We start from the raw sequence: 25,605 nt of genomic DNA on the forward strand, positions 1-25,605 counted from the left end.
TAATTCACATTGAAAATTGACAATTACTAACCGTTAATTGTCAATTTTAATTTTAAAGTTTTTTAACTTTAAAAATTGTCTCTCCATACTCCACCATTTCTTCATTTTCTACTAAAACTTCAACTACTTCATAGTCATCTTCTGCTTCTATTTCATTCATAAGCTTCATAGCTTCTATTATGCAGAGAACATCTCCCTTTTTTACCTTGTCTCCAACTGATACAAAAGGAGGCTCCTCTGGAGATGGCGCTGCATAAAAAGTTCCCACTATTGGAGATTTTATATCTATAAGATTTTCATCTTTTTTACTTTTTACTTCCTCTTTATTTCTAACAACGCTCTCTAAACTTACTTCGTCTAATCCACTGTCTTTTCTAACTTCTAATTCACTAACTTCTAAATTGTTAGTACATTCTTGTTTTTTAATATTTAACTTATCTTCTTCTAACCTATTAACTTGGCTTTCTTTTCCCAATTTGATTTTAATGCCTTCTGCTTCTATTTCTAAGGATGTAAGCTTAGAATCGCTCATAGTCTTTATAAGTTCTTGAATAGCTTTATAATCCATAACTCTACCTCTCATCCCATTTCTTTAAAACTATTGTTGAGTTGTGCCCTCCAAAACCTAATGAATTGGACATAGCATATTTTAGTTCTTGTTTTCTTCCCTTATTTGGAACATAATCTAAGTCGCATTCCTCATCTTTAACCTTATACCCTATAGTTGGAGGTATAAAGCCTTCTTCTAAAGCCTTCACACAGATAATAGCTTCTATAGCTCCTGCTGCTCCAAGAAGATGTCCTGTCATTGACTTAGTTGAACTTATTGGTACCTTATATGCGTAATCTCCAAATACAGTCTTTATTGCAGCAGTTTCAAACTTATCGTTGTATGGTGTGCTTGTTCCATGAGCATTTATATAAGAAATTTCTTCTTCTCCTATGCCAGAATCTTTAATAGCTAGTTTCATAGCTCTTGCTCCACCTTCTCCATTTGGCGCTGGTGAAGTTATATGATAAGCATCACAAGTAGCTCCATAACCAATTACCTCTGCATATATCTTTGCATTTCTCTTTATCGCATGCTCAAGAGATTCTAGAATTAATATTCCTGAACCTTCTCCCATAACAAAACCATCTCTTTCCTTATCAAAAGGAATAGATGCCCTATTTTTGTCTTTGCTTGTGCTTAATGCTGTAAGTGATATAAATCCAGCTACTGATAGAGGTGTTATTGAAGCTTCTGCTCCTCCTGCAATTATTACATCTGACAATCCATTTCTTATATTATGAAAAGCTTCTCCTACAGCATGAGTTCCTGTAGCACAGGCTGTAACTATTGTAGTACAAATTCCTTTAGCTCCATATTTTATAGCTATATTCCCAGCTGCCATATTGCTTATAATCATAGGTATAAAAAATGGTGATATTCTATTTGGTCCTCTTTCTATTAACTTTTTATGTTGTTCTTCTATAGTGCTTATGCCGCCTATTCCTGAGCCTACGATAACTCCAAATCTTTCTCTATCAAGAGATTCTAGATCAAGACCTGCATCCCTTACAGCCTCATCTGCTGCTGCCATAGCAAAGTGACAAAACCTATCCATTCTTCTAGCTTCTCTTTTATCCATATAATCAGCTGCATCAAAATTTTTAACCTCAGCAGCTAATTTAACCTTATAATCAGTTGTATCAAAAGCTGTTATATTATCAATTCCACATTTTCCTTCTTTAATGTTATTCCAAAATGTATTCACATCATTACCTGTAGGAGTAATAGCCCCTATACCTGTAATAACTACTCTGTTTTTCACCATAACTCACTCCCTACTTAACCTTTAAAATCTATATATGATATGCATTCCGCCATCTACGCTGAGCACTTGCCCTGTTATATAACTAGCTCCTTCTGAAGATAAAAAGGCAGCTACATTTGCTATATCTTCAGGGGTTCCAATCCTTCTTAAAGGAATATTAGCCTTTATTTGCTCTTTTACTTTATCAGATAAAGCTTCGGTCATATCTGTTTGAACATATCCTGGCGCTATAGCATTTACAGTTATTCCTCTACTTCCTATTTCCTTAGCTATAGACTTTGTAAATCCAATGATTCCAGCTTTAGCAGCTGCATAGTTTGCCTGACCTGCGTTTCCTGATAATCCTACTACAGAGGAAATATTAATTATTCTGCCGCTTCTTTGCTTCAACATCACAGGTACCACATGCTTTGTGCAGTTGAATACTCCTTTTAAATTTACCTCTATAACCTTATCGAAGTCCTCTTCCTTCATTCTCATAAGAAGAGTGTCTTTTGTTATACCTGCATTATTTACCAAAATATCTATTGAGCCAAAGTTTTCTATAGCTTCGTCTACTATTCTCTTAGCATCATCAAAGCTGCTTACATCTCCTTTGATTGCTAATGCCTTTACTCCCTTTTCTTCAACCTTCTTAACCACTTCTTGTACTGAGTTTAAATTACTTCTATAATTTAAAACTACATTAGCACCAAGTTCTGCAAGCTTTATTGCAATTGCTCTTCCGATTCCTCTGCTAGCTCCTGTTACTATGGCATTTTTTCCTTTTAATATCATTTAATTTACACTCCTTTTAGTTCTTTCACTGTCTTATTTAGTGAAGCTAAATCTTCTACATTTAGAACCTTAACACTTCTATCTATCTTCTTTACAAATCCACTTAACGCTTTTCCTGGACCTATTTCCACAAAAACATTTATTCCATCCTTTATCATATTGTTTACTATATCTTCCCACAATACAGAGCTAGATACTTGTTTCCTTAACAAGTCTCTTATCTCATTTTTATCCTTTATATAATCTCCTGTTACATTTGTCATAACAGGAATACCTATATCATTAATCTCTACCTTTTCAAGCTCCTTATAAAGTTTTTCTCCAGCACCCTTTAGCATAGATGTATGAAAAGGTCCACTTACTGAAAGAGGCATAACTCTCTTTGCACCAAGTTCTTTTGCTTTAGATGAAGCTGCTTCTACTGCTTTTATTTCCCCAGCAATAACTATTTGAGAAGGGCAATTAAAGTTAGCAACTTCTACAATTCCTTCTGACTTTGAAGCAATACATGCTTCCTTAACCTTTTCCCTATCTAAACCTATAATAGCTGCCATGATGCCAACTCCCTGTGGCACTTCTTCCTGCATGAACCTTCCTCTTTTTTTCACAAGCTTTACTGCATCTTCAAAGTTAAAAACGCCGCTGTACACTAATGCAGAATACTCTCCAAGGCTAAGTCCTGCAGCTGCATCTGCTTTTATTCCATTTCCTTCTAAGGCCTTTAATAAAGCTATACTTGTTGTTACAACAGCAGGCTGAGTATTTTCAGTCTTATCTAATTCCTCTTTACTGCCTTCAAAACACAATTTGCTTATAGAAAACCCTAATGCCTCATCTGCTGCCTCAAAAACCTTTCTGCTTTCTTCTATGTTGTCATAAACTTCTTTTCCCATGCCAACATATTGTGCTCCTTGACCTGAGAATATAAAAGCAACCTTATTCATAATAACCTCCCAATGTCACATTCTTAACTACCTGTTCTGCTTCAGCGAAAATTTCTTCTATTATTTCCCTACAGCTTTGTTCCTTCTTTATAAGCCCTGCTATCTGTCCAGCCATAACTGATCCCATTTCAATGTCACCATCACGTGCTGCCCTTGGAAGCGCACCTTTTCCTAATTCCTCAAACTTCTCTAATGAGAATTCTCCTTTTTCTAACAAATTAAACTCTCTTGTTAATTTATTTCTTAAAACTCTAACTGGATGTCCTGTAGCTCTTCCTGTAACTACAGTATCAATATCCTTAGCCTTAATAACTCTTTCTTTATAGTTTTTATGAACTGTACACTCATTTGCAACTAAAAATCTTGTTCCAACCTGAACTCCTGAAGCACCAAGCATAAATGCAGCAGCAACTCCTCTTCCGTCTCCAATTCCTCCTGCTGCTATTACAGGAATATTCACTGCATCAACAACTTGAGGCACAAGAGCCATAGTTGTAAGCTCTCCTATATGTCCGCCAGCTTCACAACCTTCAGCAACTACAGCATCTGCTCCACTTCTCTCCATTCTCTTTGCTAGAGCCACTGACGCTACTACAGGTATTACAGTAATTCCATGGCTCTTCCACATCTCCATATACTTTCCTGGACTTCCTGCACCTGTTGTGATAACTTTTACCTCCTCTTCGCAAACAAGCTTAGCTATATCCTCTGCATTATCACTTAAAAGCATTATATTTACACCAAAAGGCTTATCTGTCATTTGTTTAGCTTTTCTTATTTCTTCTCTAACATACTCTACAGGAGCGTTTCCTGCTGCTATAATTCCCAGACCTCCTGCATTAGAAACTGCTGCTGCTAATGAACTATCAGCTATCCAAGCCATTGCTCCTTGGATTATTGGATACCTTATACCTAACTTTTCAAATAAACTATTGCTGCTCATACTTACCTCCTATTAAAAAGAGACTGCTATGCTGCAGTCTTTAGTTTTTGATTATGAAACTCCTCTTACTATTCTCTACTTAAGTTTATCTATTAGCACTTATCTATTAGCACTTTGATTGTATATAGTTTACTAAATCTTCAACAGTCTTTAAGTTTTCAAGGTCCTCGTTAGGAATTTGTACATCAAATTCATCTTCAAGTTCCATTATTACTTCAAATATATCTAGGGAATCTATTCCTAAATCATCTTGGAAATTTGATTCTAACTTTATTTCCTCTTCACCTATTCCTAATTGTTCTGCCATAATCTTTCTAACCTTTTCAAATAACATAATAACGCCTCCCGTATTTTATATAATTACCATTTTATTAAATGTGCTCCGAAGGTAAGTCCTCCACCAAAGCCCACTATAATGATTTTGTCCCCTTTTTTTAAAAGTCCTTTTTCGTTCATTTCATCTAAGGCTATTGGAATGCTTGCCCCAGATGTGTTTCCATATCTATCTAAATTTATATAAAACTTATCCTTATCTAACTTCAGCTTCTTAGCTACAAAATCAATAATTCTTAAATTTGCCTGATGGGGAATAACATAATCTATATCATCTAAAGTATATTGAGTATCTTTAAGAACCTCATCTATGCAATTAATCATTGCATTTACAGCAAATTTGAATACTTCTCTTCCCTCCATAGACAAATTTCTTTTAAAATCCATATCAGTTTTCGAATAAGGATTTTTTAAAGGTACTGTACCACATTCTAGGAACTTGCCTCCACTTCCATCAGAACCTGTATATTGAGATATTAGTCCTATTTCTTCACTTCTCTCAAGAACAACTGCTCCTGCTCCATCTCCAAATAATACACAAGTACTTCTATCTTCCCAGTCAATTATCTTAGATAAAACCTCAGCTCCAATTACTAAAGCATTCTTACTTTGTCCTGTCTTTATAAACTGAGATGCAATTCCTACTGCATATATAAATCCTGTGCATGCTGCACTTATATCAAAGCAAGTAGCATTAACAGCACCTAGTTTTTCTTGAACCATACATGCTGTAGATGGAGTAAAGTTATCTGGAGTAGCCGTTGATACTATAATAAGTTCTATATCCTCTGGCTTCAATTTGGAACTTTCCAGTGCCTTTCTTCCAGCTTTTGCAGCAAGCTTAGAGGTATTTTCTCCTTTTGAAATTCTTCTCTCACTTATACCAGTTCTACTTCTAATCCACTCATCACTGGTATCTACAATCTTTGATAAGTCATTATTTGTAACAATATTTTCTGGAACATACCTTCCAGTACCCAGCACTTTAACTTCAAACATATTTTTATTCCTTTTCGCATTCATTTTTTGTTAGATAATTATTTTTGAAGAAATCATTTAACTTACCTAAGGCTCTAGCTAAAACTTGTTCTTCATCCTCTGATAAGCCTTCTATTGTAGCCTTAATCATATCAGAATGGAACTTTTCATGAACTCTATAAGCAAGCTTGCCTGTTCTTGTAAGAACTATCTTAACTACTCTTCTATCTTTTTCATCCTTTTGTCTTTCTACGTATCCCTTTTTTACAAGGTTATTTATTGCTGTGGTTAAGGTTCCTACAGTTATTCCAAGGTCAGCTGCCACCTCAGACATGGTTCTTGCTGTATACATACCAATAGCTTCTATTGTGTGAATTTCTGTCACGGATAAATCATTTAATTTGCCAGACTTTAAAGCAGTTTGTTCAATTGTCAATATTTCATTGAATGTATCTACTAGTAGTTCGTTTAGTATTTTCTTTATAGGTCTATCCATCACATATCACTTCTCTTTCTAACTAACGTCCATATTTACACTTTATTAAAACTTACTTCGATAATCAAATATTTTGATAATCAAAGTATATACAAAAAATAAAAAACTGTCAATCAATTTTTTAGGCTATGTTTTGACAAATTTCAAAACATAGCCCTGTATTATCATAAATATTACTTTTTAAAAATCATATTTATATGCTCTATTCCAGCTTCATAATATTTTTCTCCAAAGGATTTAAAACCTAACTTCTTGTAAAATTCCTCTACAGCAGTCTGAGCATGTATTATAATTTTCTCAGCTCCTTTGTCAAGTCCTCTCTTAACAAGCATTTTTACAGTCATTTCCCCAAAATGTTTTCCTCTGTATTCTTTTAGAACTGCAATTCTTCCTAAAAAGAAATTATCATCTCTTTTAAAAATTCTCCCTGTAGCTATAGGCTTATTATCTTCATAAATTATTATATGTTCTGCAAAACTGTCTATATCATCTATTTCTATTTCTTCAGGTACACTTTGCTCTTCTATAAATACTTTACGTCTTATACTTAGTGCATCCTCAATTCCCCTATTTCCATTAACCCATACAACTTTAGTCATGCTATGCCCCCCTTATTTCATTTAAAACTTGCATAATAATATAAACATATCACTAAATTATTTCTTCTTCAATATTCTATATATAATTAGATGGGTTTTGAGGTACACCGTTAATCCTTATTTCAAAATGAATATGAGGTCCTGTGCTTCTTCCTGTACTACCCATGTCTCCTATTAATTGACCTCTTTTAACTTGCTCTCCGCTTTTTACCCTTATAAGTTTACAATGAGCATATGTAGTTTCTACACCGTTATTATGCTGTATCTTTATTACGTTTCCATAACCCTCCATCCATCCTGCATAGCTAACCTTTCCATCTAAAGCAGCATGAATAGGAGAGCCTTCTACATTTGCTATATCTATACCTTTATGCATCTTTCCCCATCGCATTCCAAATTTCGATGTAACTGTTCCCTCACAAGGTGTAAGAAACTTTATCTTGCTAGCTAAAACAGGATTATTATTTGAAGCCTTTTTTGCTTTTTCCTTTTGTAGTTTTTCTATTTCCTTTTTTTCTTGTAATGCTTTTAAAGTTTGTTTATTGTTTTCTAATATAGTATTTTTTATATCCTCTTCAGGAGTTAAATCCTTATAATCAATATGAACTTTAGTCCAAGTGAACTTGTCTTTAAGTTTAAAATCATCAAATTCTTTTCTTAAATCCCTTTGAATTTTGCTAACTTGGGTTTTAAATTCTTCTTTATCTTTTACATAAAAATTAATTTTATCATTCATTTTTATTTCGTAGGCATTTGGTCTGTAATATCCATAAAAAGATATACATATAACTATAGTGATTATTATAACTATGTAGCTTAGCATTTTTTTCTGTTTATTGTCATAACTCAAGTTTATAACACATCCTTTCACATTTTTCTAATATTCCCTATATTCTCAAGTTTTAATCATATTTTTGTAATTTAACTTATCCTAAGTTTCGTATATAATATAATTCTAAGATAATTTTATAAGCATAAGCTCTAGCTCATTGAGAAAGAAACCATATTTTGTTATAATTAAATATTATATATACCATATATAGTGCTTATAAAAAAGAAAGGTTGCGATTGCATGAGTACATTCATGTTCAAAAATACAAATATAGAATATACCCCCATAAGTAATGTGTTCATAGACAAATTTATGCCTAAAGCTCGTGGAGAGTATATAAAGGTATACCTTCTTGGACTTCGTTATTGCCTATCTGGCGAAATAGGAATTAATTCATCTAGTATAGCAAGCAGCTTACATCTTCTAGAAAGCGATGTTATGAATGCTTGGAATTATTGGAATGATGAAGGTGTAATAAAGATTAGTAAAATTGATAATATGGGCAATTTCTCCATAGAGTTTTTAGACTTAAATGCTCAAAATATAGAGTCTGATGATAAAGTAAATCTTTTATCAGAGCTAAAAAATACAGCCATAAAGGATATGATGGAGGATATTGAAAAATTACTTGCTAGACCTCTTTCCAATAAAGAAATGACTATGTATTTAAGCTGGCTTAAGGATTATAATTTTACTCCTGAGCTGCTTCTTCTTTTGATTCAATACAGTATATCTAAAGGAAAAAGAGACTATAGATATATAGAAAAGATAGCTATTTCTTGGCATGATTCAAAAATAAAGACTGTGGATGATGCTCAATCCTTTATTAAAATGCATGAGGATAAATGGCTTAACATTAAGAAGATACTAAAATATTTAGGTATTCAAAGCAGTGATGTTATGAAACCTCAAGAGCAGATGATTGATAAATGGCTAAATGTTTATAAGTTTTCTTTAGAAATCATATATAAAGCTTGTGACATTTGTTTTGAAAGGCTAAATAAAGCTGAATTTAGGTATATTGATGGCATACTAAACAACTGGTTTACCCATGATATAAAAACTCTTGAAGATATAGAAAAGAAGGATAAGTTAAAACCTAACTTTAAGAAAAATAAGTACAATGGCAATAATAAAAATGATTCCTTTAATAATTATGAGCAGCGCTCTTATGATTATGAGGATCTAGAGAAAAAACTATTAGGATGGGATGTTAATGATTAAGGGTTATCATTCTGAAATAATGAATATGTATGAAAATATACGGCGTGAAGAAGAAACAGCCTTAAAAAAAAGAAAAGAAGAAATATATAAAGCTATTCCAAAGATTGAAGACATCGACAAGCAGATAAACAAACTTTGCGTACATATTTCTATAAGTTCATTTAAACCTATAGAAAATCGTGAAGAGTATTTAAAGAATCTTAAGGAACAGCTAACAGACCTTAGAATAGCTAAATCGGAACTTTTGGTGTCTCACGGATATGATATAGACTATTTAAACATGCGATACAGATGCAAAAAATGTAAGGATACAGGATTTATTGGAGTTAATCGGTGCCAGTGCTATAAACAAAATTTGGTAAAACTATACTATAAAAGTTCTGAGTTAAATCAAATACTAAAGACTAATAATTTTAATAATTTTAGATATGAGTACTATTCATCAGTGCGCAGCCGTGATAATATAAAGAGCCCACGAAAAAACATAGAAGGAATAGTGAAAACAAGTATGTACTTTATTGAGACTTTCTCAAATTCTAAGGATAACCTTCTATTCTATGGAAACTCAGGCACTGGAAAGACATTTTTAACCCACTGCATAGCAAAGGAACTTTTAGATAGAGGTATACTGGTCATATATAAAACTGCTGAAGAACTGATTAAAAATCTTAGAGAAGTCCGTATAGAAAACAATACAGATATGGAAGACTTGCTTGTAAACTGTGACTTATTAATTATCGACGACCTAGGAACTGAGCAGATAAGTAATTTTACTAAAACAGAATTATTTAATTTAATAAATAAAAGACTTCTAAAGGAAAAGAAAATGATAGTTTCTACTAACTATACTTTAGAAGAACTATCAAAGACTTATTCTGAAAGAATAACATCAAGGCTTTTCGGCAACTTCACTTTATGCAAATTTTATGGTGAAGACATTAGAGTAAAAATAAACTTAAATAAAATTAAGTCACAAAATCTATAAGAGCAGTGGATGCGCAAAGCGCAAGTGGAGAAGTTTAAAGAGTTTAGGAGTTTAGAATAAATAACCGCCAGCTTAGCTGGTGGTTTTTCTTAAATGCTATAGCGGTTTTATTTATAGACAATAAAAAAACCTTAAGCGTTTTGCTTAAGGTTTTTTGTTTGGTGCTGGCACCAGGACTTGAACCCGGAACCTACTGATTACAAGTCAGTTGCTCTACCAGTTGAGCCATGCCAGCTTATTGTGGCGACCCAGAAGGGGCTCGAACCCTCGACCTCCGGCGTGACAGGCCGGCACTCTAACCAACTGAGCCACTGGGCCATATTTTGTGGTGGGCACAACAGGGCTCGAACCTGTGACCCTCTGCTTGTAAGGCAGATGCTCTCCCAGCTGAGCTATGCGCCCACAAAATGGTGACTCCTAGGGGAATCGAACCCCTGTTACCACCGTGAAAGGGTGGTGTCTTGACCGCTTGACCAAGGAGCCATATTATTTTTTAATGGTGCTGGCACCAGGACTTGAACCCGGAACCTACTGATTACAAGTCAGTTGCTCTACCAATTGAGCCATGCCAGCTTATTGTGGCGACCCAGAAGGGGCTCGAACCCTCGACCTCCGGCGTGACAGGCCGGCACTCTAACCAACTGAGCCACTGGGCCATATTTTGTGGTGGGCACAACAGGGCTCGAACCTGTGACCCTCTGCTTGTAAGGCAGATGCTCTCCCAGCTGAGCTATGCGCCCACAAAAATGGTGACTCCTAGGGGAATCGAACCCCTGTTACCACCGTGAAAGGGTGGTGTCTTAACCGCTTGACCAAGGAGCCATATTATTTTTTAATGGTGCTGGCACCAGGACTTGAACCCGGAACCTACTGATTACAAGTCAGTTGCTCTACCAATTGAGCCATGCCAGCTTATTGTGGCGACCCAGAAGGGGCTCGAACCCTCGACCTCCGGCGTGACAGGCCGGCACTCTAACCAACTGAGCCACTGGGCCATATTTTGTGGTGGGCACAACAGGGCTCGAACCTGTGACCCTCTGCTTGTAAGGCAGATGCTCTCCCAGCTGAGCTATGCGCCCACAAAAATGGTGACTCCTAGGGGAATCGAACCCCTGTTACCACCGTGAAAGGGTGGTGTCTTGACCGCTTGACCAAGGAGCCATATTATACATCATCAGGAGTCCCAAGAGCCTACTTGTAACACCCGACGAAGTATATAATACCTTAATATTTCCTAAGTGTCAACATTTTTTGTACAAATTTTTTGTGTTTTTTATTTCCACATCATTATATCGCATATTCTTATTTATTATCTTGCCCATATCCTATGCTATTAAGCACTATTAGTGCTGTATCTTCTATAGCTCTTTTAGTTATATCTATAACCTTGCAGCGTAATTTTCTCATAACCTTATCTGCATACTCTAATTCTTGTAATACTCTCTCCGCATTAGCATATTCAATACTTTTATATCCTGCTTTAACTTTATCTAGTCTATGCTTTCTTATTTCCATAAGAGCTAAAGGATCTATAGTCAATCCAATTATCTTTTTTCTATCTATAGTATATATTTCTTCTGGCAATGGCACTTCTGGCATTAGAGGTATATTTAATGCCTTTATGCCTTTATTAGCTAAATACATACATAAAGGGGTTTTTGATGTTCTTGAAAGCCCTATTAGTACAACATCTGCGTTTTTTATACCGCTGTAACTTTTACTATCGTCATATTGGATTGCAAATTCCATAGCTTCTATCTTTTTAAAATATTCATCATCCATTTTCCATACAGCCCCTGGTTTATATTCTGGCTGTTTTCCTGACATTCTGGCTAAAGTACTTATACATGGTCCTAGTATATTTATTATATTTATTCCTTTTTCTACGCACCTTTCAACCATAAATTCTCTTACATCAACTAATACTATAGTAGATACAATGGCTGAATTTCTTGGATCATCTACACTATCTATAAACTTTATAACATCTTCTGGAGTTTTTATATATGGAACTCTCTCAACTTTTATATCATCATTAAACTGATTTGCAGAAGCTCTAGCTACAAGTTCTGCTGTTTCTCCTATTGAATCTGATACTGCATATAAAGTTATCATTAACGATACCCCCTATTATTCTACTCTTAAGCACCTTATATTGAAATAATAAACCTGTTTTCAGTATATTTCAACAATTTTTACTTTTATTATTTTATGCTTTAACAAATTAATTTATTTATTTTTTCAATATAAGTTGACAGGTTAAAATTATTTATATGTGATAAAATTATATAGATACTACATAAAAAGGAGCGATGGCATTGAAACATGATGTTATTGTAGTAGGCGGCGGTGCATCTGGAATTATAGCTGCTATTACATCTAAAAATTTAGGTGCGGATGTTGCCATAATTGAAGGAAATAATAGAATAGGAAAGAAACTTTTAACTACTGGTAACGGAAGATGCAATATTTCCAATGAAAATATAAGCCCTACACGTTTTCACAGCGATAATATAAATTTTTTTAGGCCTGTATTAGATTCATTTGGTGCCTCTAACACTAGAGAACTTTTTAAAGAGATAGGACTTCCTATAATTACTTTAGATCAAGGGAAAATGTATCCTATGTCCTTACAGGCTTCTTCTGTTATAGATATTTTAAAATCTTCCCTGGATGAAAGAAATATTCCTGTTTACTTAGACTCCAAGGTTACCGATATTAAAGCATCAAAAAAGGGTTTTAAACTATATACCGCCTCTCAGGATGAAACTTATGAATGCAGTAAATTAATACTTTGCTGTGGAGGGAAATCAGCTCCTAATACTGGTTCTGATGGTTCTGGCTTTTCTTTAGCTAAAAAGTTAGGTCACAGCATTATACAACCTATTCCTGCCCTTGTCCAATTAAAGTTAAACTATAATAAACTTAAAGCTCTATCTGGAATTAAGTTTGAAGGTTCTGGAGAACTCTTTATAGATAACAAACCAGTTCAAAAAGAATTTGGAGAAATTCTTTTTACTGACTATGGTATATCAGGTCCTCCTATACTTCAATTGAGCAGAAATGCCTCTAAAGCTGTTTTTAATAAAGAAAAGGTTGTTCTTAAGGTAGATATGCTTATTAATCTATCTATTGATGAATTAAAAGACTTTTTAGAAACTCACTGGGGTATATTTGGCTACAGAAGCGTACATGACTCTTTTATAGGCATAATAAACAAAAAGATTATTCCAATTTTATTGAAAGAAAGCGGCGTAGATAATATACATAAACCTTGCTGGGAGTTAAATTGGAATGAGAAAGAAGCTATATATAAACTTCTTAAATCCTGGGAGTTTGAGGTTACAGGAACAAATGGATTTAATAACGCTCAAGTGACAGCTGGAGGGGTAAATACTCTTGAGGTGAATCCAAATACCCTTCAATCTAAAATTGTCCCTAATCTTTATTTTTCTGGAGAAATATTGGATGTAGATGGCGACTGCGGAGGCTTTAATCTTCAATGGGCTTGGGCGTCTGGATTCACAGCAGGCAAAAGCGCAGCAGAAAATTTTTAGTTTAACAAAAGCCTAATCTCTTTATTTCTGGCTTTAGAACACTATAAGAACTTTCTATTGTCTAAATGTATAGAGTTTAGAAAGTTTATGGTTTTTAAAGCCAGAAATATCAAAGCTTCTTTATAAAATGTATAAACTTATTTCCAAGTTGTTTCTCCTAATGTTATCTCATCACCGTTTTCATTTAGTATTCTATGAGAAAATACTATTTTATCTTCAACTTGTTTAGATGCAGTTATCACATTTATATTCTCTCCATATTTAGTTTCTTTCTTATAAGTTATCTTCATATTTGCAAGAGTACGGTTTGAAACAATGTCAATTGGCACACTCTCTATTAGCCAAGCAGCATATTTTTCATTGTTAACATGACCATTGGTATCAATATCGCTGTATCTCACTTTGAATTCTAAAGAACTTTCTTCTTTATCTAACTTAATTATCTTATCTATTTTCAAAATTTCATGATTATCATCGTCTAACCCATAAGCTTTTATTAAACCAGCAGTTACTCTTAAAGGCCTTTTCTCTCTTATATCAATTAAAAGCCATACAGAACTTGCAGTTGCAATAACTTCCTTTTTCATATTAAATATGTAAAACTTTCTGTATGCATAAAACTTCTTTACTGCACAAGGTTCTGTTCTTACAATGACTTTTTCTCCGTACTTAGGATATTCTTTTACATTAATGTCCCACTTGTATAAAATCCAAGTCATATTTTTTTCTTTCATATAGTCAATTCCAATACCTAATCCTTCGCTTTGAAAGGTTGCAACATCATTGAAATAATCTATTAAACTTGTCATAAGTGCTTGCTTTCTATAATCTGCCTCATAATAGTGTATTTCATATTCTTTTTCTGTTATAACTCTGCTCATAGTCTATCTCCTTTTTTTAAATTTAGAAGCTATATCTTTTAGTACCTCAATTCTTTTGTTTAATTATTGTATAGATATTCCTATTATATACTTTGCATTTATTATTTTCCATAATATTCAATAGTATAATATGTAAAATTTTAATTAATAATTTTAACTTTTTTATACAAAAAATTAAATAGAGGCACTAAAGTTTCAAGACTTTAGTGCCTCTATCTATATATTAAGCGTTTTGATTCAATGCTTCTAATAATTTTTCTGTGTTCATGCCATGAACCATAGCAGCTTCTTCTAAAGTCTCAGCTTGAGCTGAAGGGCATCCTACGCATCCCATTCCAAAGCTCATTAATATTTCAACACTGCTTGGGAAACTTCTAACTATTTCACCTATTGTCATATCCTTAGTGATTTTCATTATTAACACCTCGCTTTACTAATTTCAAAATATATTATACCAAACCTGTCGGAATTAATAAAGCTTAAATTTCATTTATTTCTATAGTTTGATTTCTTTCAGGACCAACTGACACTATTGAAATCTTTATTCCTGTAAACTCTTCTATTCTCTTTAAATATTTTTTTGCATTTTCGGGAAAATCCTCATAACTTTTTGCATTTGCAATGCTCTCATCCCATCCATCAAACTCCTCATATATAGGTTCGCATTTTGCTAAATCTTCTAAGCAAGCTGGGAAGTAGTCTATAATTTTACCTTCAAATTTATATCCAGTGCAGACTTTTATCTTATCAATACCAGCAAGAGTATCCATCTTTGTTACAGCAAAGCTTGTAAGTCCAGAAACTCTTGCAGCACTCTTTAGAATCACAAGATCAAGCCATCCACACCTTCTAGCCCTTCCTGTTGTTACACCATATTCATGTCCCTTTTCTCTTATCATATCTCCCATTTCATCTGTAAGCTCTGTTGGGAAAGGACCTTTACCTACCCTTGTTGTGTATGATTTTGCTATTCCTACAGCTCCAGTTATTACAGTTGGACCAACTCCAGCTCCTGTGCATACTCCACCTGCTATAGTATTAGAAGATGTTACATAAGGATATGTTCCATAATCTATATCTAATAAAAATCCCTGTGCTCCCTCAAATAGCACATTTTTATTATTTTTTATTTCCTCATATAATCTTACAGATATATCTTTAACATAAGGCTTTATTCTTTCAGCATATACTATATATTCAGCATATACATCTTCAAAATCTAAAACTTCTCCACCATAAAGTCTTATTATAGCATTCTTATCTTCTATATTTTGTCTTAGCTTTTCCTTGAATACTTCTCTATGCATAAGGTCGCATACTCTGATTCCGCATCTTTCCATCTTATCTGTATAACAAGGTCCTATTCCTTTTCCTGTAGTTCCAATGTCATTTTCTCTTCTTGCTTTTTCCTTTAGTCCATCAAGGATTTTATGATAAGGCATAATAAGCTGTGCTCTGTCGCTTACTAAAAGCTTATCTGGAGTAACCTCTACTCCTTCTTTTTCCAGGTAATCTATTTCTTCAAATAGAGCCTTTAGATCAACAACAACACCATTGCCTATAACATTGATTTTATCATCATATAATATTCCTGAAGGTATTAAATGAAGTTTATACTGTTTATCTCCAACTTCAACGGTATGTCCAGCATTATTTCCTCCTTGGAATCTAACTACAATATCTGCCTTTTCAGCAAGATAGTCGGTCATCTTGCCCTTTCCTTCATCCCCCCATTGAGCTCCTAATACTATAAAGGCTGACATTAGTTTTCCTCTCTTTCGTTTATAAATTCAAATATGAGTATGCTTCTTTCTTATTTCTAAACTATCTATCTTATAGTATTTACCATATCAATCAAATATATTTTAGCATGTATTTACATAGTTCTATAAATTAATCTTTATTTTTCTTTGCTTGCAATACTTCTTGCAACTATTACACCTGTAGCTGAAGCCTGCATAAGTCCTCTTGTTATACCTGCCCCATCCCCTATGGTATATAAATTCTGTATTTCTGTTTCAAAATTATTATCGGTATCAAATTTACTTGAATAGAATTTAACTTCTACGCCATATAGAAGTGTATTTTTGCTGTAAAGACCTGGTGCTATCTTGTCAAATGCCCTTAAAGCTTCTACTATAGATGTTAAATGTCTTTGAGGAAGTACAAAACTCAAATCTCCTGGTACTGCTCCCTTTAGAGTTGGTCTTGTAGTAGACTTTTTAAGCCTTGATTCATCTGTCCTTCTTCCATTTAAAAGATCTCCAAGTCTTTGAACCATTATAGGTCCTCCTGTAAGCATGTTTCCAAGCTTAGCAATATACTTACCATAGTCGATAGGTTGATTAAAAGGCTCTGTAAATGAAGTAGATACAAGCATAGCGAAATTAGTATTCTCTGTTCTAAGCTTTTCTTGAGAATAGCTATGTCCATTTACTACTGCAATTCCATCATCATAATGCTCCTCTGATACAACTCCACCTGGATTCATGCAGAAGGTTCTTACCATATTATCAAAGGTATCAGAATAGTATACAAGCTTTGCTTCGTATAAATCCTTTGTTAAATGATCCATTATAGAATTAGGAACTTCAACTCTAACCCCAATATCTACAGCATTATTCTTAGTGTTTATATTTAACTTTTTAGCCTCTTTTGAAAGCCATTCTGCTCCTCCTCGTCCTGGAGCCACTACAATATACTTACCTCTAATCTCCTTATCTCCATCTTTAGTTTTTACTACAATACCTGTTACTTTTCTATCCTCAACAATAAGTTCTTTAGCTTCGCTTAAATCACTAAAATCTGTATTTGTATTATTTATAAGATGATCATACATTCCTTTTAAAACATTATAGGCAAGCTCTGTTCCAAGATGTCTTACAGGACATTCAATTAAACGAATATTATGCTTACTTGCCTCATACTTAATTTCTTCAACTCTTTCATTATTTAAGCCATGAACAGTTTCATTTGCCCCAAATTTTAAATATATACTATCACAATAATTTATTAACTCCTGTGCTTCTTCCTCTGAAAAATACTCTAGTAATCTTCCACCAACCTCTGGACTTAAAGAAAGCTTACCATCTGAAAAGGCACCTGCTCCTGACCATCCGAACGTTATGCCGCATGGATCACAGTTTACGCATTTACCAGTAATCCTAGCTGGACAAGTTCTTTTTTCTATATTTCTACCTTTATCAATTATCAAAATCTCCAAATTTGAATTTAGCTTTGTTAGCTCTAAAGCAGTAAATATGCCTGCTGGTCCTGCTCCAACTATTATAACATCATAATTATTTTTCATTACTAATCACCCCTTATTCATAGTATCAAAGCATAAGTGGTTAGTCAATACAAAATACGAATTATGTTATATAATTTATTATAATTATTCGTGACGTATTACCACATATTATTTTAACCACAAATTAAGTTTACTTCATTGCATCTATATTTATTACAAAAATAGGCTATATTTCAAGAAATCATATAGACTTATAACTTCTTAAAATATAGCCTAGCATATAAAAATAAATCTTTGGATTAACTATTCATTTTTTTAGCTTTCTCTGTGCACTTTTTCATAGCTTCTATAACTGCTCCTCTTAAACCATCTTTCTCTAAGGAATATACAGCTTCTATAGTTGTTCCTCCTGGAGAACAAACCTCATCTTTTAATTCACCAGGATGTTTTCCTGTTTCTAGTACCATCTTTGCCGAACCATATACAGCTTGAGCTGCCATTTTATAAGCCTTTGCTCTTGGAAGTCCCATTAAAACAGCGCCATCTGCTAGAGCTTCTATAAACATATAAACATATGCAGGAGATGAACCTGTAAGAGATGTTACTATATCTATGTATGACTCCTCCATTACTTCTATCTTGCCAAAACATTTAAATATATTTTCTACTTCTTCCATCTCATTTTTCGTAACCAATTCATTAGGAGATAAAACACTCATTCCTTCTCCTACAAGAGCAGGCGTATTAGGCATAGTTCTAACAACTTTTACATCCTTGCCAAAGTACTCCTCTATGTTTCTTATGGATATACCAGCAGCTATAGTTACAATAACAACATCATCAGATATACTGTCTTTTATTTCATAAATTACATCCTTGTATTTATTGGGCTTTACTGATAAAAATAATATTTTAGAAAACTTGGCAACTTCTAAATTATCATTAGTAATTAAAATTCCTGTCTCTTCTTTTATTTTATTTAGTTTTCCGCTGCTTGGGTTACTTGCAATAATTTTCTCAGGACTTATTAACTCTGATTTAACTATTCCTTTTATTATGGCGCTAGCCATATTTCCACAACCTATAAATCCTATGCTTTTATCCATAAATATTCCTCCTGTAAAATTGAATTTTAGTTTACTTTTATGATATAATTTGCTAAATCAATAATAATCTTATTATACACTTTTATTTATAAAAAAGTAGTATAATAACATTTTTGTAAAAGGGGGATAGACTGTTTATAAGTCGATATAATATGAATAATTGCCGAAAAGATTATTTGAAAAATGTAAAAAGAATTGTAGTAAAAGTAGGAACCTCCACTTTAACTTACCCTACTGGATTGCTTAATATTAATAGGATAGAAAATCTAGTAAGACAGCTTTCCGATATACACAACCGTGGAATAGAAGTTATATTAGTTTCCTCTGGGGCAATTGGAGCAGGCATAGGAAAGCTTGGACTTAAATCTAAGCCTAAGACAATTCCTGAAAAACAGGCAGCAGCTGCTGTAGGTCAGGGAATACTTCTTCATATGTATGAAAAACTATTTTCTGAATACGGAAAGATTGCAGCTCAAATACTACTAACAAGAGAAGATATATCAGACAGAGTGAGATTTTTAAACGCAAGTAATACTTTCTACGCTCTTTTAGAGCAAGGGGTTATTCCAATAGTAAACGAAAATGACGCTATAGTAGTAGATGAAATAAAATTTGGAGACAACGATACTCTATCAGCTACGGTATCAAGCCTTGTTAATGCTGACTTATTAGTTCTTTTAACTGACATAGATGGACTTTACGATTCAAATCCTAAGGTAAATCCAAACGCTAAATTTATAAGCTATGTAGATGAAATTACAGATGAGATAGTATCAGCTGCTGATGGAGCTGGAAGTTCTCTTGGAACTGGTGGAATGATAACTAAAATTAATGCTGGTAAGATCGCAACTTCTTCTGGATGCTCTATGGTTATTGTAAATGGAGATGCTCCTAATGTACTAAGTGATATATTGGACGGTAAAGATATAGGAACATTCTTTCAAGGACAAAAGCATCCTCTCCAAGCTAAAAAACATTGGATGGCTTTTGGAACTAAGCCTAGTGGATCTGTAATTGTAGATGACGGCGCTGAGAAAGCTCTTATTAATAACCATAAAAGCTTACTACCTAAAGGAATAATTGCTGTAGAAGGGAACTTTTCTGAAGGAGATGTTATTTCAATTTTAAATTCAGAGAAAAAAGATATAGGTCATGGAATTTCTAATTATAATTCATTTGATATTGATTTAATAAAAGGATTAGATTCCTGCGTTATAGAAGAGAAGCTGGGTCATAAAAACTATGATGAAGTAATTCATGCTAATAACTTAGTAATATTTTAAATTATTATAAAAAATCTCAGCAGCTTTAGTTTTTTAATTACAACTATATAATTAATTGGCACATATTAAAGGATTAATTTATAAATAAATATAGATAGGAGGAATCAAAATGGATATACAAGATTATGTAATAGAGGTTGCCTCTCTTGCAAAATCTGCTGCAAGAAAAATGAGCATCATGGATACCAACACTAAAAATAAAGCATTGATAGCTATGGCTGATGCATTAATAGAAAATGCAGATATTATACTAGAAGCTAACTCTAAAGATGTACAGCTTGGAAAAGAAAAAGGGTTATCCCAATCACTTATCGATAGACTTTCTCTTGATAAAAAGAGAATAGATGCTATGGCTAAAGGTTTAAGAGAAGTAGCAGCTCTTGATGATCCTATTGGAGAAGTAATCAAGATGTGGAAAAGACCTAATAATCTAAAAATTGGTCAAATTCGTGTTCCTTTAGGGGTTATAGGTATGATATACGAAGCTAGACCTAATGTTACTGTTGATGCTGCAGCACTTTGTATAAAGTCTGGTAATACAGTAATTCTAAAAGGCGGCTCTGAGGCAATTAACTCTAATATTACCATAGCTAAAATAATATCGGAAGCTGCTGAAAAGGCTGGACTTCCTAAGGGTGCTATAAACCTTATTGAAGTCACAGATAGAGAAGCTGTAAATATAATGATGAAATTAAATGAATATATAGACGTTCTAATTCCTCGCGGAGGAGCTGGACTTATAAACGCAGTAGTAAAAAACTCTACTGTCCCTGTTATTCAAACTGGTGTAGGTATTTGCCACATATATGTTGATGAATCCGCTGATTTAGATAATGCAGTAGATATAATTGTAAATGCTAAAACTCAAAGACCAGCAGTATGCAATGCTATGGAAACTCTTCTTGTTAATAAAAATGTAGCTGAAGAATTTTTACCTAAATTAGAACAAAAATTAACCTCCTTAGGTGTTGAGCTAAGAGGATGCGAAAAGGTTCAATCTATAATAAATAATGTAAAACCTGCCACAGAAGAAGATTGGGCAACAGAATACTTAGATTTAATTTTATCAATTAAAGTAGTAGACTCCTTAGATGAAGCCTTAGACCATATATATAAATATGGAACAAAACATTCTGAAGCAATACTTACAAATAATTATGCTAATTCTCAAAGATTTTTAAATGAAGTGGATGCTGCAGCTGTGTATGTAAATGCTTCTACACGTTTTACTGATGGAGGAGAATTTGGCTTTGGCGCTGAAATCGGAATAAGCACTCAAAAACTTCACGCTAGAGGTCCTATGGGACTTAAAGAACTTACATCTTCAAAATATATTATTTATGGAGAAGGGCAAATAAGAGAATAATACAAAAATCACTAATTTCTAATTCCTGGTCACTATTAATAGAAATACAACCTTAGCCACTAGGATTAGAGACTAGTGATTATTTTTTACTATTCAAAAAGATCCTTTGTCATTTCTTCAATTTCCTTTTTTCTTTTTTCTGTTTCTTCATAATCTATTGTAATGGAATCCTCCTCTATATTAAGCACATCTCCTTCCTTTGCATCCTTTGGAATAAGACTTCTTTTTATATTTTTCATTTTCCCACTTTCTAATTCTACTACCGCAAATTCTTCTTCAAATCTGTCTATAGTTCCTTGCATTTTTATCAACTCCTGTTACTTTAATATTTTTATTTGTCTACACTAACAGTTACTCTAGTAAACACTTAACTTCTTGCCCTTCAAGCTGCTCTTCGTTAACCATCTCTTTTTCTGAATCACAATGAGGAATGTCTGTAATCATAGTGCTTTTCCCTCTAAACATAGCTCCTTCATGTATACATATATTCTTAACCAATATGTCTCCAATTAGAGTACCTGTTGAATGTATTTCTAGTAGGCTATCGGCATTTATATTGCCTTCAACCTTACCTGATATACTAACTACATTTGCACTTATATTACCTATAACCTGTCCGCTTTCCCCTATTATAACATCTGTTTTTGTGCATATATCTCCTTCATACTTTCCGTCTACTCTTATTATACCACTGGAGTTTATGCTTCCTTTCATTTCTGTATCCGTATCTATTACAGTACCTACAGATTTATCCTGCATCACATCACTTTGCTTATCTTTTTTTGAATAAAAAGCCATTTTACCACTCCTCTTTAATATTAACATTTATTACTATATTTAAGCATCATATTTAACATTTATATGTAAAAAAACTATATTTATTTTATATTCTTAAAATATGCTTTTTATTCTTTATTTCAATAAATATAGAATCAGGTTATTAGGTTGTAATAATTGACAAGGCTTTAAAAGTATTGTAAACTAACTTTATTATTTAAGTTTACAATACTTTTATTAATGAGGTGTCTTTATGAAAATTACTGCAAAAGATATGATTTTAGTATCATTGTTCGCTGCTCTAACTGCAGTAGGTGCATTTTTGGCCATTCCTTTAAAACCAGCTCCAATCACACTTCAATTTCTATTTACTGCCCTTGGCGGCATAATGCTGGGAGCAAAGTTAGGAGCCTTATCCCAGATTACTTATGTTACTCTAGGACTTTTAGGTCTTCCTGTGTTCACTAAACCTGGTGGTCTTTCATATATTTTTGAACCTTCTTTTGGTTATTTAATGGGATTTATATTTGGAGCCTATGCTGTAGGAAAAATTACAGAGCATAAAAAACCCAGCTTTATAAGATTATTTTTGGCTTCATCTTTAGGAATACTTATCACTTATCTTATAGGTGTACCTTACCTATATATTATATTAAAATATGTTACAGGAACTTCTATTACTTTTACAACCGCATTAAAGACAGGCTTTTTCATATTTCTCCCTGGAGACATGATAAAATGTATTATAACTGCCCTTATTGGATTAAAGATAATCCCTAGAATAAGACAGGAAGGTTAAATAATTATATAAAAAACACAAAAAGGCTGTCCCAAATACAAATGTTAGGACAGCCTTTCTCTTATACATATCCATTTATCCCTCTTATGGATACCTCACCTGATATGATTTCATCAATTTTTCCGTCTTTATACTTAACAATTAACTTTCCATCTTCACTTAATCCTATTGCCTTGGCAATAGCCTCATTTCCTCTATTTATTATTTTAACTTCCTTATCTATGAGTATTGAATATTTTCTGCATATTTCTATGGAAGTTTTTATACTGTTTTTCATTACAATCTCTTCATATAGTTCTTCAAAATCATCTAATATTTTAGCTGCCAATCTTTTTCTCTCAATACCCACTCCCTGCTCTATTTTCAATGAAGTGGCAGTATCTTTAACCTCTTCTGGAAACTCCCATTCTTCTGTATTTACATTTATTCCTATTCCTACAATGACATAGTTTACCTTATTAATCTCACCGCTCATCTCTGTTAGTATGCCGCAAATTTTTTTGTAATTTAATATAATATCATTAGGCCATTTTATATATGCCTTTACACCTAAACTTCTAAGAGCTTTAGAAACAGCTGCAGCAGCTACTTGAGTAATTCCTGGCACACTCATAGGCTCCATATCTGGTCTTAATATAATGGACATCCATATTCCTTTATATTTTGGAGATATCCACTCACGTCCTAGTCTTCCTCGTCCACTTGTCTGCTCTTCACTGATTACAACAGTTCCTTCTTCAGCCCCTTCAGCAGCTAGCCTTTTAGCATAGGTATTAGTAGAATCTACTGAATCCAAATATATTATACTTTTTCCTATTATCTTATTATTCAATATAGGAGATAGTTCTTCATAAGTCAGTAAATCTGGAGATGAAATAAGCCTATACCCTTTTCTAGATACAGATTCTATCTCATACCCCTCTTCCTTTAGAGTTTTTATATATTTCCATACAGCAGCTCGTGTAACCCCTAGACTTTCACTTATTTTCTCACCAGATATAAAATTATTTTCATTTTCCTTTAACAAGTTTATAATTTTTTCTTTCATTGTAAACTTCCTCCTAAAGTCTAATGGCAAAAACAACTGCAAATATCTTGTAATTTATTTCATATGAAAACTTTTATCATGATTATTATAGCATATATAGATATTTTCCACCTTTTCATATGCTTAAATTTTATCCTCCATTGTACCTATAAGAACATAATTATTATTATACTTTATTTAGTTAATACTATATAATATAATTAATATATATACCCCCAAGGGGATAATACTTTCACAAAAGGAGGTTGTTTTATTATGGAACCACAAGAATTGCTTAATTATAAGAATTGGGTAGTAATCGGAAACGTTTTAGATCAATCAAAATATGCCTATAAAATTGTAAAATCTTTAGAACATGGTGGATTTAATGTAAAAGGAGTTTACCCTAAAGACACTACTGGTTCAGCCTTTAAATCCTTAAAAGAAGTGCCATATAAAATCGATGTTATAGACTTATGTATAAACCCAGCCCTTGGAATTGATTTTATGAAGGAAGCTAAAGAACTTGGAATAGATAAAGTCCTTATTCAACCAGGTGCTGAAAGTAAAGAAATATTAGATTACTGCAAAGAAAATGGAATAACTGCTATAGAAAGCTGTGCTCTTGTTCTTTTATCAGTTTATAGAAACGTAAAGGTTCATCACGATTAAAATAAGAAGTTTATAATAATAAAAGCTTTGAATTTACCGTATTCAAGGCTTTTATTATTATAAAATCTTATATTATACCGCAGATATTGGCTTTTCATATGCATAATTTAAAAAGCTATTACTAATCCACCATCATCTGCATATGTAGAACTTAACCCAGCCATTTCCACAATCACAATATCTTTAAACTTATATTTTTTTAATACTTCCTCTTTAAATTTAAGAGCTCTATCAAGACAGTTGCAGTGTGCAATTGCAAGTATTTTGTCCTCTAGGTTACTTCCTTCTTCTCCAATGATTTCTACAAATCTCTTAAATGCCTTTTTATACCCTCTGGTCTTTTCAACTAACCTTATAGTTCCTTCATCTGTAGAACCCATTATAGGCTTAATGGAAAGCATATTAGCTAACTTTGCAATAATAGGACTTAATCTGCCAGCCTTTGCTAGGTGCTCTAAGCTCTCTAGTAGAAAAAAGGTTTTCATCTCCTTAATATAATTTGATACCTTCTCCACTATTTCCATCTCTTTAAAGTTCATTTTATATAATTCGTTGATTTTTAAGGCGATAAGAGTTTCCCCTGCAGAGGCACTAAAAGAATCAAATACATGAATAAACTTATTAGCTACTTCTTCTATAAATAAATTTTTAGCTAAAACTGCACTATTATAACTTCCACTTAACTTAGAAGATAAAGTTACTACAAATACACTTTCTTCACCTTCATATTTCTTCATATACTCATCAGGAGATGGACATGCTGTTTTTGGTGCAGTTGGACACTCTCCCATATGTTTAACATATTGCTTTACATCCAAATTTTCATCATCTACATACTTTTTTTCTCCCAATTCCAATATGAGAGGTGCAATATCCACATTTAGTTCCTTTTTCATGTCTTCTGTTAAATCACAGCTGCTATCTGCAACTATCTTTATATTCATCTAATGACTTCCTCC

General features: G+C 33.1%; 27 protein-coding genes and 12 tRNA genes. 7 read left to right on the forward strand and 32 right to left on the reverse strand.

Annotated elements, in window-relative coordinates; genetic code table 11:
- Window positions 1-52 precede the first annotated feature (52 nt).
- The 10 genes from accB to ACFWTK_RS05475 all read right to left on the reverse strand — a co-directional run bounded on the left by accB (window position 53) and on the right by ACFWTK_RS05475 (window position 7,737).
- Entirely contained in the window at window positions 53-568 is a 516-nt protein-coding gene (gene accB / locus ACFWTK_RS05430) for an acetyl-CoA carboxylase biotin carboxyl carrier protein (protein ID WP_415875074.1), read from the reverse strand.
- A gap of 4 nt (window positions 569-572) precedes the next feature.
- Window positions 573-1,814 (reverse strand): beta-ketoacyl-ACP synthase II, encoded by a 1,242-nt coding sequence (gene fabF, locus ACFWTK_RS05435; protein ID WP_415875075.1) that lies wholly within the window; start codon window positions 1,812-1,814, stop codon window positions 573-575.
- A 24-nt stretch (window positions 1,815-1,838) separates the two neighbouring features.
- The gene (fabG, locus tag ACFWTK_RS05440) at window positions 1,839-2,591 is read right to left on the reverse strand and encodes a 3-oxoacyl-[acyl-carrier-protein] reductase (RefSeq protein ID WP_415875165.1); all 753 of its coding nucleotides are present in this window, start codon (window positions 2,589-2,591) and stop codon (window positions 1,839-1,841) included.
- A gap of 8 nt (window positions 2,592-2,599) precedes the next feature.
- A complete protein-coding gene (fabD, locus tag ACFWTK_RS05445; RefSeq protein ID WP_415875076.1) occupies window positions 2,600-3,538 on the reverse strand; it encodes an ACP S-malonyltransferase in 939 nt (312 codons plus the stop codon).
- A complete protein-coding gene (gene fabK, locus ACFWTK_RS05450; protein WP_415875077.1) occupies window positions 3,531-4,481 on the reverse strand; it encodes an enoyl-[acyl-carrier-protein] reductase FabK in 951 nt (316 codons plus the stop codon). The genes fabD and fabK overlap by 8 nt, the downstream gene beginning before the upstream one ends.
- A 106-nt stretch (window positions 4,482-4,587) precedes the next feature.
- Window positions 4,588-4,815, reverse strand: coding sequence for an acyl carrier protein (acpP, locus tag ACFWTK_RS05455; RefSeq protein ID WP_415875078.1), 228 nt, complete (start codon window positions 4,813-4,815; stop codon window positions 4,588-4,590).
- Window positions 4,816-4,841: 26 nt separating this feature from the next.
- Complete coding sequence (locus ACFWTK_RS05460; RefSeq protein ID WP_415875079.1) at window positions 4,842-5,813, reverse strand: beta-ketoacyl-ACP synthase III; 972 nt, start codon at window positions 5,811-5,813, stop codon at window positions 4,842-4,844.
- Between the two features lie 4 nt (window positions 5,814-5,817).
- Window positions 5,818-6,288: a MarR family winged helix-turn-helix transcriptional regulator gene (locus ACFWTK_RS05465; protein ID WP_415875080.1), complete on the reverse strand. Its 471-nt coding sequence runs from the start codon at window positions 6,286-6,288 to the stop codon at window positions 5,818-5,820.
- 173 nt (window positions 6,289-6,461) lie between these two features.
- On the reverse strand, window positions 6,462-6,887 hold the full coding sequence (locus ACFWTK_RS05470) for a GNAT family N-acetyltransferase (RefSeq protein ID WP_415875081.1): 426 nt from the start codon (window positions 6,885-6,887) through the stop codon (window positions 6,462-6,464).
- Between the two features lie 76 nt (window positions 6,888-6,963).
- On the reverse strand, window positions 6,964-7,737 hold the full coding sequence (locus ACFWTK_RS05475) for a M23 family metallopeptidase (RefSeq protein WP_415875082.1): 774 nt from the start codon (window positions 7,735-7,737) through the stop codon (window positions 6,964-6,966).
- A 222-nt stretch (window positions 7,738-7,959) separates the two neighbouring features.
- On the opposite strand from ACFWTK_RS05475, the gene ACFWTK_RS05480 reads away from it, so the two are divergent.
- Both ACFWTK_RS05480 and ACFWTK_RS05485 read left to right on the forward strand, forming a co-directional pair.
- Window positions 7,960-8,943: a DnaD domain protein gene (locus ACFWTK_RS05480; RefSeq protein WP_415875083.1), complete on the forward strand. Its 984-nt coding sequence runs from the start codon at window positions 7,960-7,962 to the stop codon at window positions 8,941-8,943.
- Entirely contained in the window at window positions 8,936-9,928 is a 993-nt protein-coding gene (locus tag ACFWTK_RS05485) for an ATP-binding protein (RefSeq protein WP_415875084.1), read from the forward strand. The genes ACFWTK_RS05480 and ACFWTK_RS05485 overlap by 8 nt, the downstream gene beginning before the upstream one ends.
- A 159-nt stretch (window positions 9,929-10,087) precedes the next feature.
- Here ACFWTK_RS05485 and ACFWTK_RS05490 read toward each other — a convergent pair.
- From ACFWTK_RS05490 to ACFWTK_RS05550, 13 genes are all read right to left on the reverse strand, one after another.
- Window positions 10,088-10,163: transfer RNA gene (locus ACFWTK_RS05490), tRNA-Thr, on the reverse strand.
- Between the two features lie 6 nt (window positions 10,164-10,169).
- Window positions 10,170-10,246, reverse strand: a tRNA-Asp gene (locus tag ACFWTK_RS05495).
- Between the two features lie 8 nt (window positions 10,247-10,254).
- Window positions 10,255-10,330: transfer RNA gene (locus tag ACFWTK_RS05500), tRNA-Val, on the reverse strand.
- A 6-nt stretch (window positions 10,331-10,336) separates the two neighbouring features.
- Window positions 10,337-10,411, reverse strand: a tRNA-Glu gene (locus tag ACFWTK_RS05505).
- A gap of 14 nt (window positions 10,412-10,425) precedes the next feature.
- A tRNA-Thr gene (locus tag ACFWTK_RS05510) sits at window positions 10,426-10,501 on the reverse strand.
- Window positions 10,502-10,507: 6 nt separating this feature from the next.
- Window positions 10,508-10,584, reverse strand: a tRNA-Asp gene (locus tag ACFWTK_RS05515).
- Between the two features lie 8 nt (window positions 10,585-10,592).
- Window positions 10,593-10,668 (reverse strand) — tRNA-Val (locus ACFWTK_RS05520).
- 7 nt (window positions 10,669-10,675) lie between these two features.
- A tRNA-Glu gene (locus ACFWTK_RS05525) sits at window positions 10,676-10,750 on the reverse strand.
- A gap of 14 nt (window positions 10,751-10,764) precedes the next feature.
- Window positions 10,765-10,840: transfer RNA gene (locus ACFWTK_RS05530), tRNA-Thr, on the reverse strand.
- A 6-nt stretch (window positions 10,841-10,846) separates the two neighbouring features.
- Window positions 10,847-10,923, reverse strand: a tRNA-Asp gene (locus tag ACFWTK_RS05535).
- A gap of 8 nt (window positions 10,924-10,931) precedes the next feature.
- Window positions 10,932-11,007, reverse strand: a tRNA-Val gene (locus ACFWTK_RS05540).
- Window positions 11,008-11,014: 7 nt separating this feature from the next.
- A tRNA-Glu gene (locus ACFWTK_RS05545) sits at window positions 11,015-11,089 on the reverse strand.
- Window positions 11,090-11,230: 141 nt separating this feature from the next.
- Window positions 11,231-12,043: a pyruvate, water dikinase regulatory protein gene (locus ACFWTK_RS05550; RefSeq protein WP_415875085.1), complete on the reverse strand. Its 813-nt coding sequence runs from the start codon at window positions 12,041-12,043 to the stop codon at window positions 11,231-11,233.
- A gap of 203 nt (window positions 12,044-12,246) precedes the next feature.
- Between ACFWTK_RS05550 and ACFWTK_RS05555 the strand changes: the two genes are divergently transcribed.
- Entirely contained in the window at window positions 12,247-13,485 is a 1,239-nt protein-coding gene (locus ACFWTK_RS05555; protein WP_415875086.1) for an NAD(P)/FAD-dependent oxidoreductase, read from the forward strand.
- A 137-nt stretch (window positions 13,486-13,622) separates the two neighbouring features.
- Here the strand turns inward: ACFWTK_RS05555 and ACFWTK_RS05560 are convergent, their stop codons facing one another.
- The 5 genes from ACFWTK_RS05560 to proC form a co-directional block, all read right to left on the reverse strand.
- Entirely contained in the window at window positions 13,623-14,366 is a 744-nt protein-coding gene (locus ACFWTK_RS05560) for an acyl-[acyl-carrier-protein] thioesterase (protein WP_415875087.1), read from the reverse strand.
- A gap of 223 nt (window positions 14,367-14,589) precedes the next feature.
- Entirely contained in the window at window positions 14,590-14,781 is a 192-nt protein-coding gene (locus ACFWTK_RS05565; RefSeq protein ID WP_415875088.1) for a DUF1858 domain-containing protein, read from the reverse strand.
- Between the two features lie 64 nt (window positions 14,782-14,845).
- Window positions 14,846-16,129 carry an adenylosuccinate synthase gene (locus ACFWTK_RS05570; RefSeq protein WP_415875089.1) on the reverse strand — a complete coding sequence of 428 codons (1,284 nt, stop codon included), beginning with the start codon at window positions 16,127-16,129 and terminating at the stop codon, window positions 14,846-14,848.
- A 137-nt stretch (window positions 16,130-16,266) separates the two neighbouring features.
- Window positions 16,267-17,676: an NAD(P)/FAD-dependent oxidoreductase gene (locus ACFWTK_RS05575; protein ID WP_415875090.1), complete on the reverse strand. Its 1,410-nt coding sequence runs from the start codon at window positions 17,674-17,676 to the stop codon at window positions 16,267-16,269.
- A 239-nt stretch (window positions 17,677-17,915) separates the two neighbouring features.
- Window positions 17,916-18,722: a pyrroline-5-carboxylate reductase gene (gene proC / locus ACFWTK_RS05580; RefSeq protein ID WP_415875091.1), complete on the reverse strand. Its 807-nt coding sequence runs from the start codon at window positions 18,720-18,722 to the stop codon at window positions 17,916-17,918.
- 152 nt (window positions 18,723-18,874) lie between these two features.
- On the opposite strand from proC, the gene proB reads away from it, so the two are divergent.
- A complete protein-coding gene (gene proB, locus ACFWTK_RS05585; protein WP_415875092.1) occupies window positions 18,875-20,005 on the forward strand; it encodes a glutamate 5-kinase in 1,131 nt (376 codons plus the stop codon).
- A 109-nt stretch (window positions 20,006-20,114) separates the two neighbouring features.
- Window positions 20,115-21,371, forward strand: coding sequence for a glutamate-5-semialdehyde dehydrogenase (locus ACFWTK_RS05590; RefSeq protein WP_061859129.1), 1,257 nt, complete (start codon window positions 20,115-20,117; stop codon window positions 21,369-21,371).
- An 89-nt stretch (window positions 21,372-21,460) separates the two neighbouring features.
- Here ACFWTK_RS05590 and ACFWTK_RS05595 read toward each other — a convergent pair whose 3' ends face one another.
- Window positions 21,461-21,673, reverse strand: coding sequence for a DUF3006 domain-containing protein (locus ACFWTK_RS05595; RefSeq protein ID WP_415875093.1), 213 nt, complete (start codon window positions 21,671-21,673; stop codon window positions 21,461-21,463).
- 49 nt (window positions 21,674-21,722) lie between these two features.
- Window positions 21,723-22,169: a bactofilin family protein gene (locus tag ACFWTK_RS05600; protein ID WP_415875094.1), complete on the reverse strand. Its 447-nt coding sequence runs from the start codon at window positions 22,167-22,169 to the stop codon at window positions 21,723-21,725.
- Between the two features lie 232 nt (window positions 22,170-22,401).
- Between ACFWTK_RS05600 and ACFWTK_RS05605 the strand changes: the two genes are divergently transcribed.
- On the forward strand, window positions 22,402-22,947 hold the full coding sequence (locus tag ACFWTK_RS05605; protein ID WP_415875095.1) for a biotin transporter BioY: 546 nt from the start codon (window positions 22,402-22,404) through the stop codon (window positions 22,945-22,947).
- Window positions 22,948-23,008: 61 nt separating this feature from the next.
- Here ACFWTK_RS05605 and ACFWTK_RS05610 read toward each other — a convergent pair whose 3' ends face one another.
- Window positions 23,009-23,995, reverse strand: a complete 987-nt coding sequence (locus ACFWTK_RS05610; RefSeq protein ID WP_415875096.1) for a biotin--[acetyl-CoA-carboxylase] ligase — start codon at window positions 23,993-23,995, stop codon at window positions 23,009-23,011.
- Window positions 23,996-24,250: 255 nt separating this feature from the next.
- On the opposite strand from ACFWTK_RS05610, the gene ACFWTK_RS05615 reads away from it, so the two are divergent.
- Window positions 24,251-24,646 (forward strand): CoA-binding protein, encoded by a 396-nt coding sequence (locus tag ACFWTK_RS05615; RefSeq protein WP_415875097.1) that lies wholly within the window; start codon window positions 24,251-24,253, stop codon window positions 24,644-24,646.
- Window positions 24,647-24,753: 107 nt separating this feature from the next.
- On the opposite strand, the gene ACFWTK_RS05620 is transcribed toward ACFWTK_RS05615, so the two are convergent.
- The gene (locus ACFWTK_RS05620) at window positions 24,754-25,590 is read right to left on the reverse strand and encodes a DegV family protein (RefSeq protein ID WP_415875098.1); all 837 of its coding nucleotides are present in this window, start codon (window positions 25,588-25,590) and stop codon (window positions 24,754-24,756) included.
- Window positions 25,591-25,605 lie beyond the last annotated feature (15 nt).

The sequence above is a fragment of the Clostridium sp. genome (assembly GCF_047777555.1).
Taxonomy (GTDB): domain Bacteria; phylum Bacillota; class Clostridia; order Clostridiales; family Clostridiaceae; genus Clostridium_H.

What these genes read in the sequence shown, in the direction of transcription:
- accB (WP_415875074.1), bottom strand. Translation starts at nt 568, where the DNA reads ATGGATTATAAAGCTATTCAAGAACTTATAAAGACTATGAGCGATTCT.
- fabD (WP_415875076.1), bottom strand. Translation starts at nt 3,538, where the DNA reads ATGAATAAGGTTGCTTTTATATTCTCAGGTCAAGGAGCACAATATGTT.
- fabK (WP_415875077.1), bottom strand. Translation starts at nt 4,481, where the DNA reads ATGAGCAGCAATAGTTTATTTGAAAAGTTAGGTATAAGGTATCCAATA.
- acpP (WP_415875078.1), bottom strand. Translation starts at nt 4,815, where the DNA reads ATGTTATTTGAAAAGGTTAGAAAGATTATGGCAGAACAATTAGGAATA.
- ACFWTK_RS05460 (WP_415875079.1), bottom strand. Translation starts at nt 5,813, where the DNA reads ATGTTTGAAGTTAAAGTGCTGGGTACTGGAAGGTATGTTCCAGAAAAT.
- ACFWTK_RS05465 (WP_415875080.1), bottom strand. Translation starts at nt 6,288, where the DNA reads ATGGATAGACCTATAAAGAAAATACTAAACGAACTACTAGTAGATACA.
- ACFWTK_RS05470 (WP_415875081.1), bottom strand. Translation starts at nt 6,887, where the DNA reads ATGACTAAAGTTGTATGGGTTAATGGAAATAGGGGAATTGAGGATGCA.
- ACFWTK_RS05480 (WP_415875083.1), top strand. Translation starts at nt 7,960, where the DNA reads ATGAGTACATTCATGTTCAAAAATACAAATATAGAATATACCCCCATA.
- ACFWTK_RS05485 (WP_415875084.1), top strand. Translation starts at nt 8,936, where the DNA reads ATGATTAAGGGTTATCATTCTGAAATAATGAATATGTATGAAAATATA.
- ACFWTK_RS05550 (WP_415875085.1), bottom strand. Translation starts at nt 12,043, where the DNA reads ATGATAACTTTATATGCAGTATCAGATTCAATAGGAGAAACAGCAGAA.
- ACFWTK_RS05560 (WP_415875087.1), bottom strand. Translation starts at nt 14,366, where the DNA reads ATGAGCAGAGTTATAACAGAAAAAGAATATGAAATACACTATTATGAG.
- ACFWTK_RS05565 (WP_415875088.1), bottom strand. Translation starts at nt 14,781, where the DNA reads ATGAAAATCACTAAGGATATGACAATAGGTGAAATAGTTAGAAGTTTC.
- ACFWTK_RS05570 (WP_415875089.1), bottom strand. Translation starts at nt 16,129, where the DNA reads ATGTCAGCCTTTATAGTATTAGGAGCTCAATGGGGGGATGAAGGAAAG.
- ACFWTK_RS05575 (WP_415875090.1), bottom strand. Translation starts at nt 17,676, where the DNA reads ATGAAAAATAATTATGATGTTATAATAGTTGGAGCAGGACCAGCAGGC.
- proC (WP_415875091.1), bottom strand. Translation starts at nt 18,722, where the DNA reads ATGGATAAAAGCATAGGATTTATAGGTTGTGGAAATATGGCTAGCGCC.
- proB (WP_415875092.1), top strand. Translation starts at nt 18,875, where the DNA reads ATGAATAATTGCCGAAAAGATTATTTGAAAAATGTAAAAAGAATTGTA.
- ACFWTK_RS05590 (WP_061859129.1), top strand. Translation starts at nt 20,115, where the DNA reads ATGGATATACAAGATTATGTAATAGAGGTTGCCTCTCTTGCAAAATCT.
- ACFWTK_RS05595 (WP_415875093.1), bottom strand. Translation starts at nt 21,673, where the DNA reads ATGCAAGGAACTATAGACAGATTTGAAGAAGAATTTGCGGTAGTAGAA.
- ACFWTK_RS05600 (WP_415875094.1), bottom strand. Translation starts at nt 22,169, where the DNA reads ATGGCTTTTTATTCAAAAAAAGATAAGCAAAGTGATGTGATGCAGGAT.
- ACFWTK_RS05605 (WP_415875095.1), top strand. Translation starts at nt 22,402, where the DNA reads ATGAAAATTACTGCAAAAGATATGATTTTAGTATCATTGTTCGCTGCT.
- ACFWTK_RS05610 (WP_415875096.1), bottom strand. Translation starts at nt 23,995, where the DNA reads ATGAAAGAAAAAATTATAAACTTGTTAAAGGAAAATGAAAATAATTTT.
- ACFWTK_RS05615 (WP_415875097.1), top strand. Translation starts at nt 24,251, where the DNA reads ATGGAACCACAAGAATTGCTTAATTATAAGAATTGGGTAGTAATCGGA.
- ACFWTK_RS05620 (WP_415875098.1), bottom strand. Translation starts at nt 25,590, where the DNA reads ATGAATATAAAGATAGTTGCAGATAGCAGCTGTGATTTAACAGAAGAC.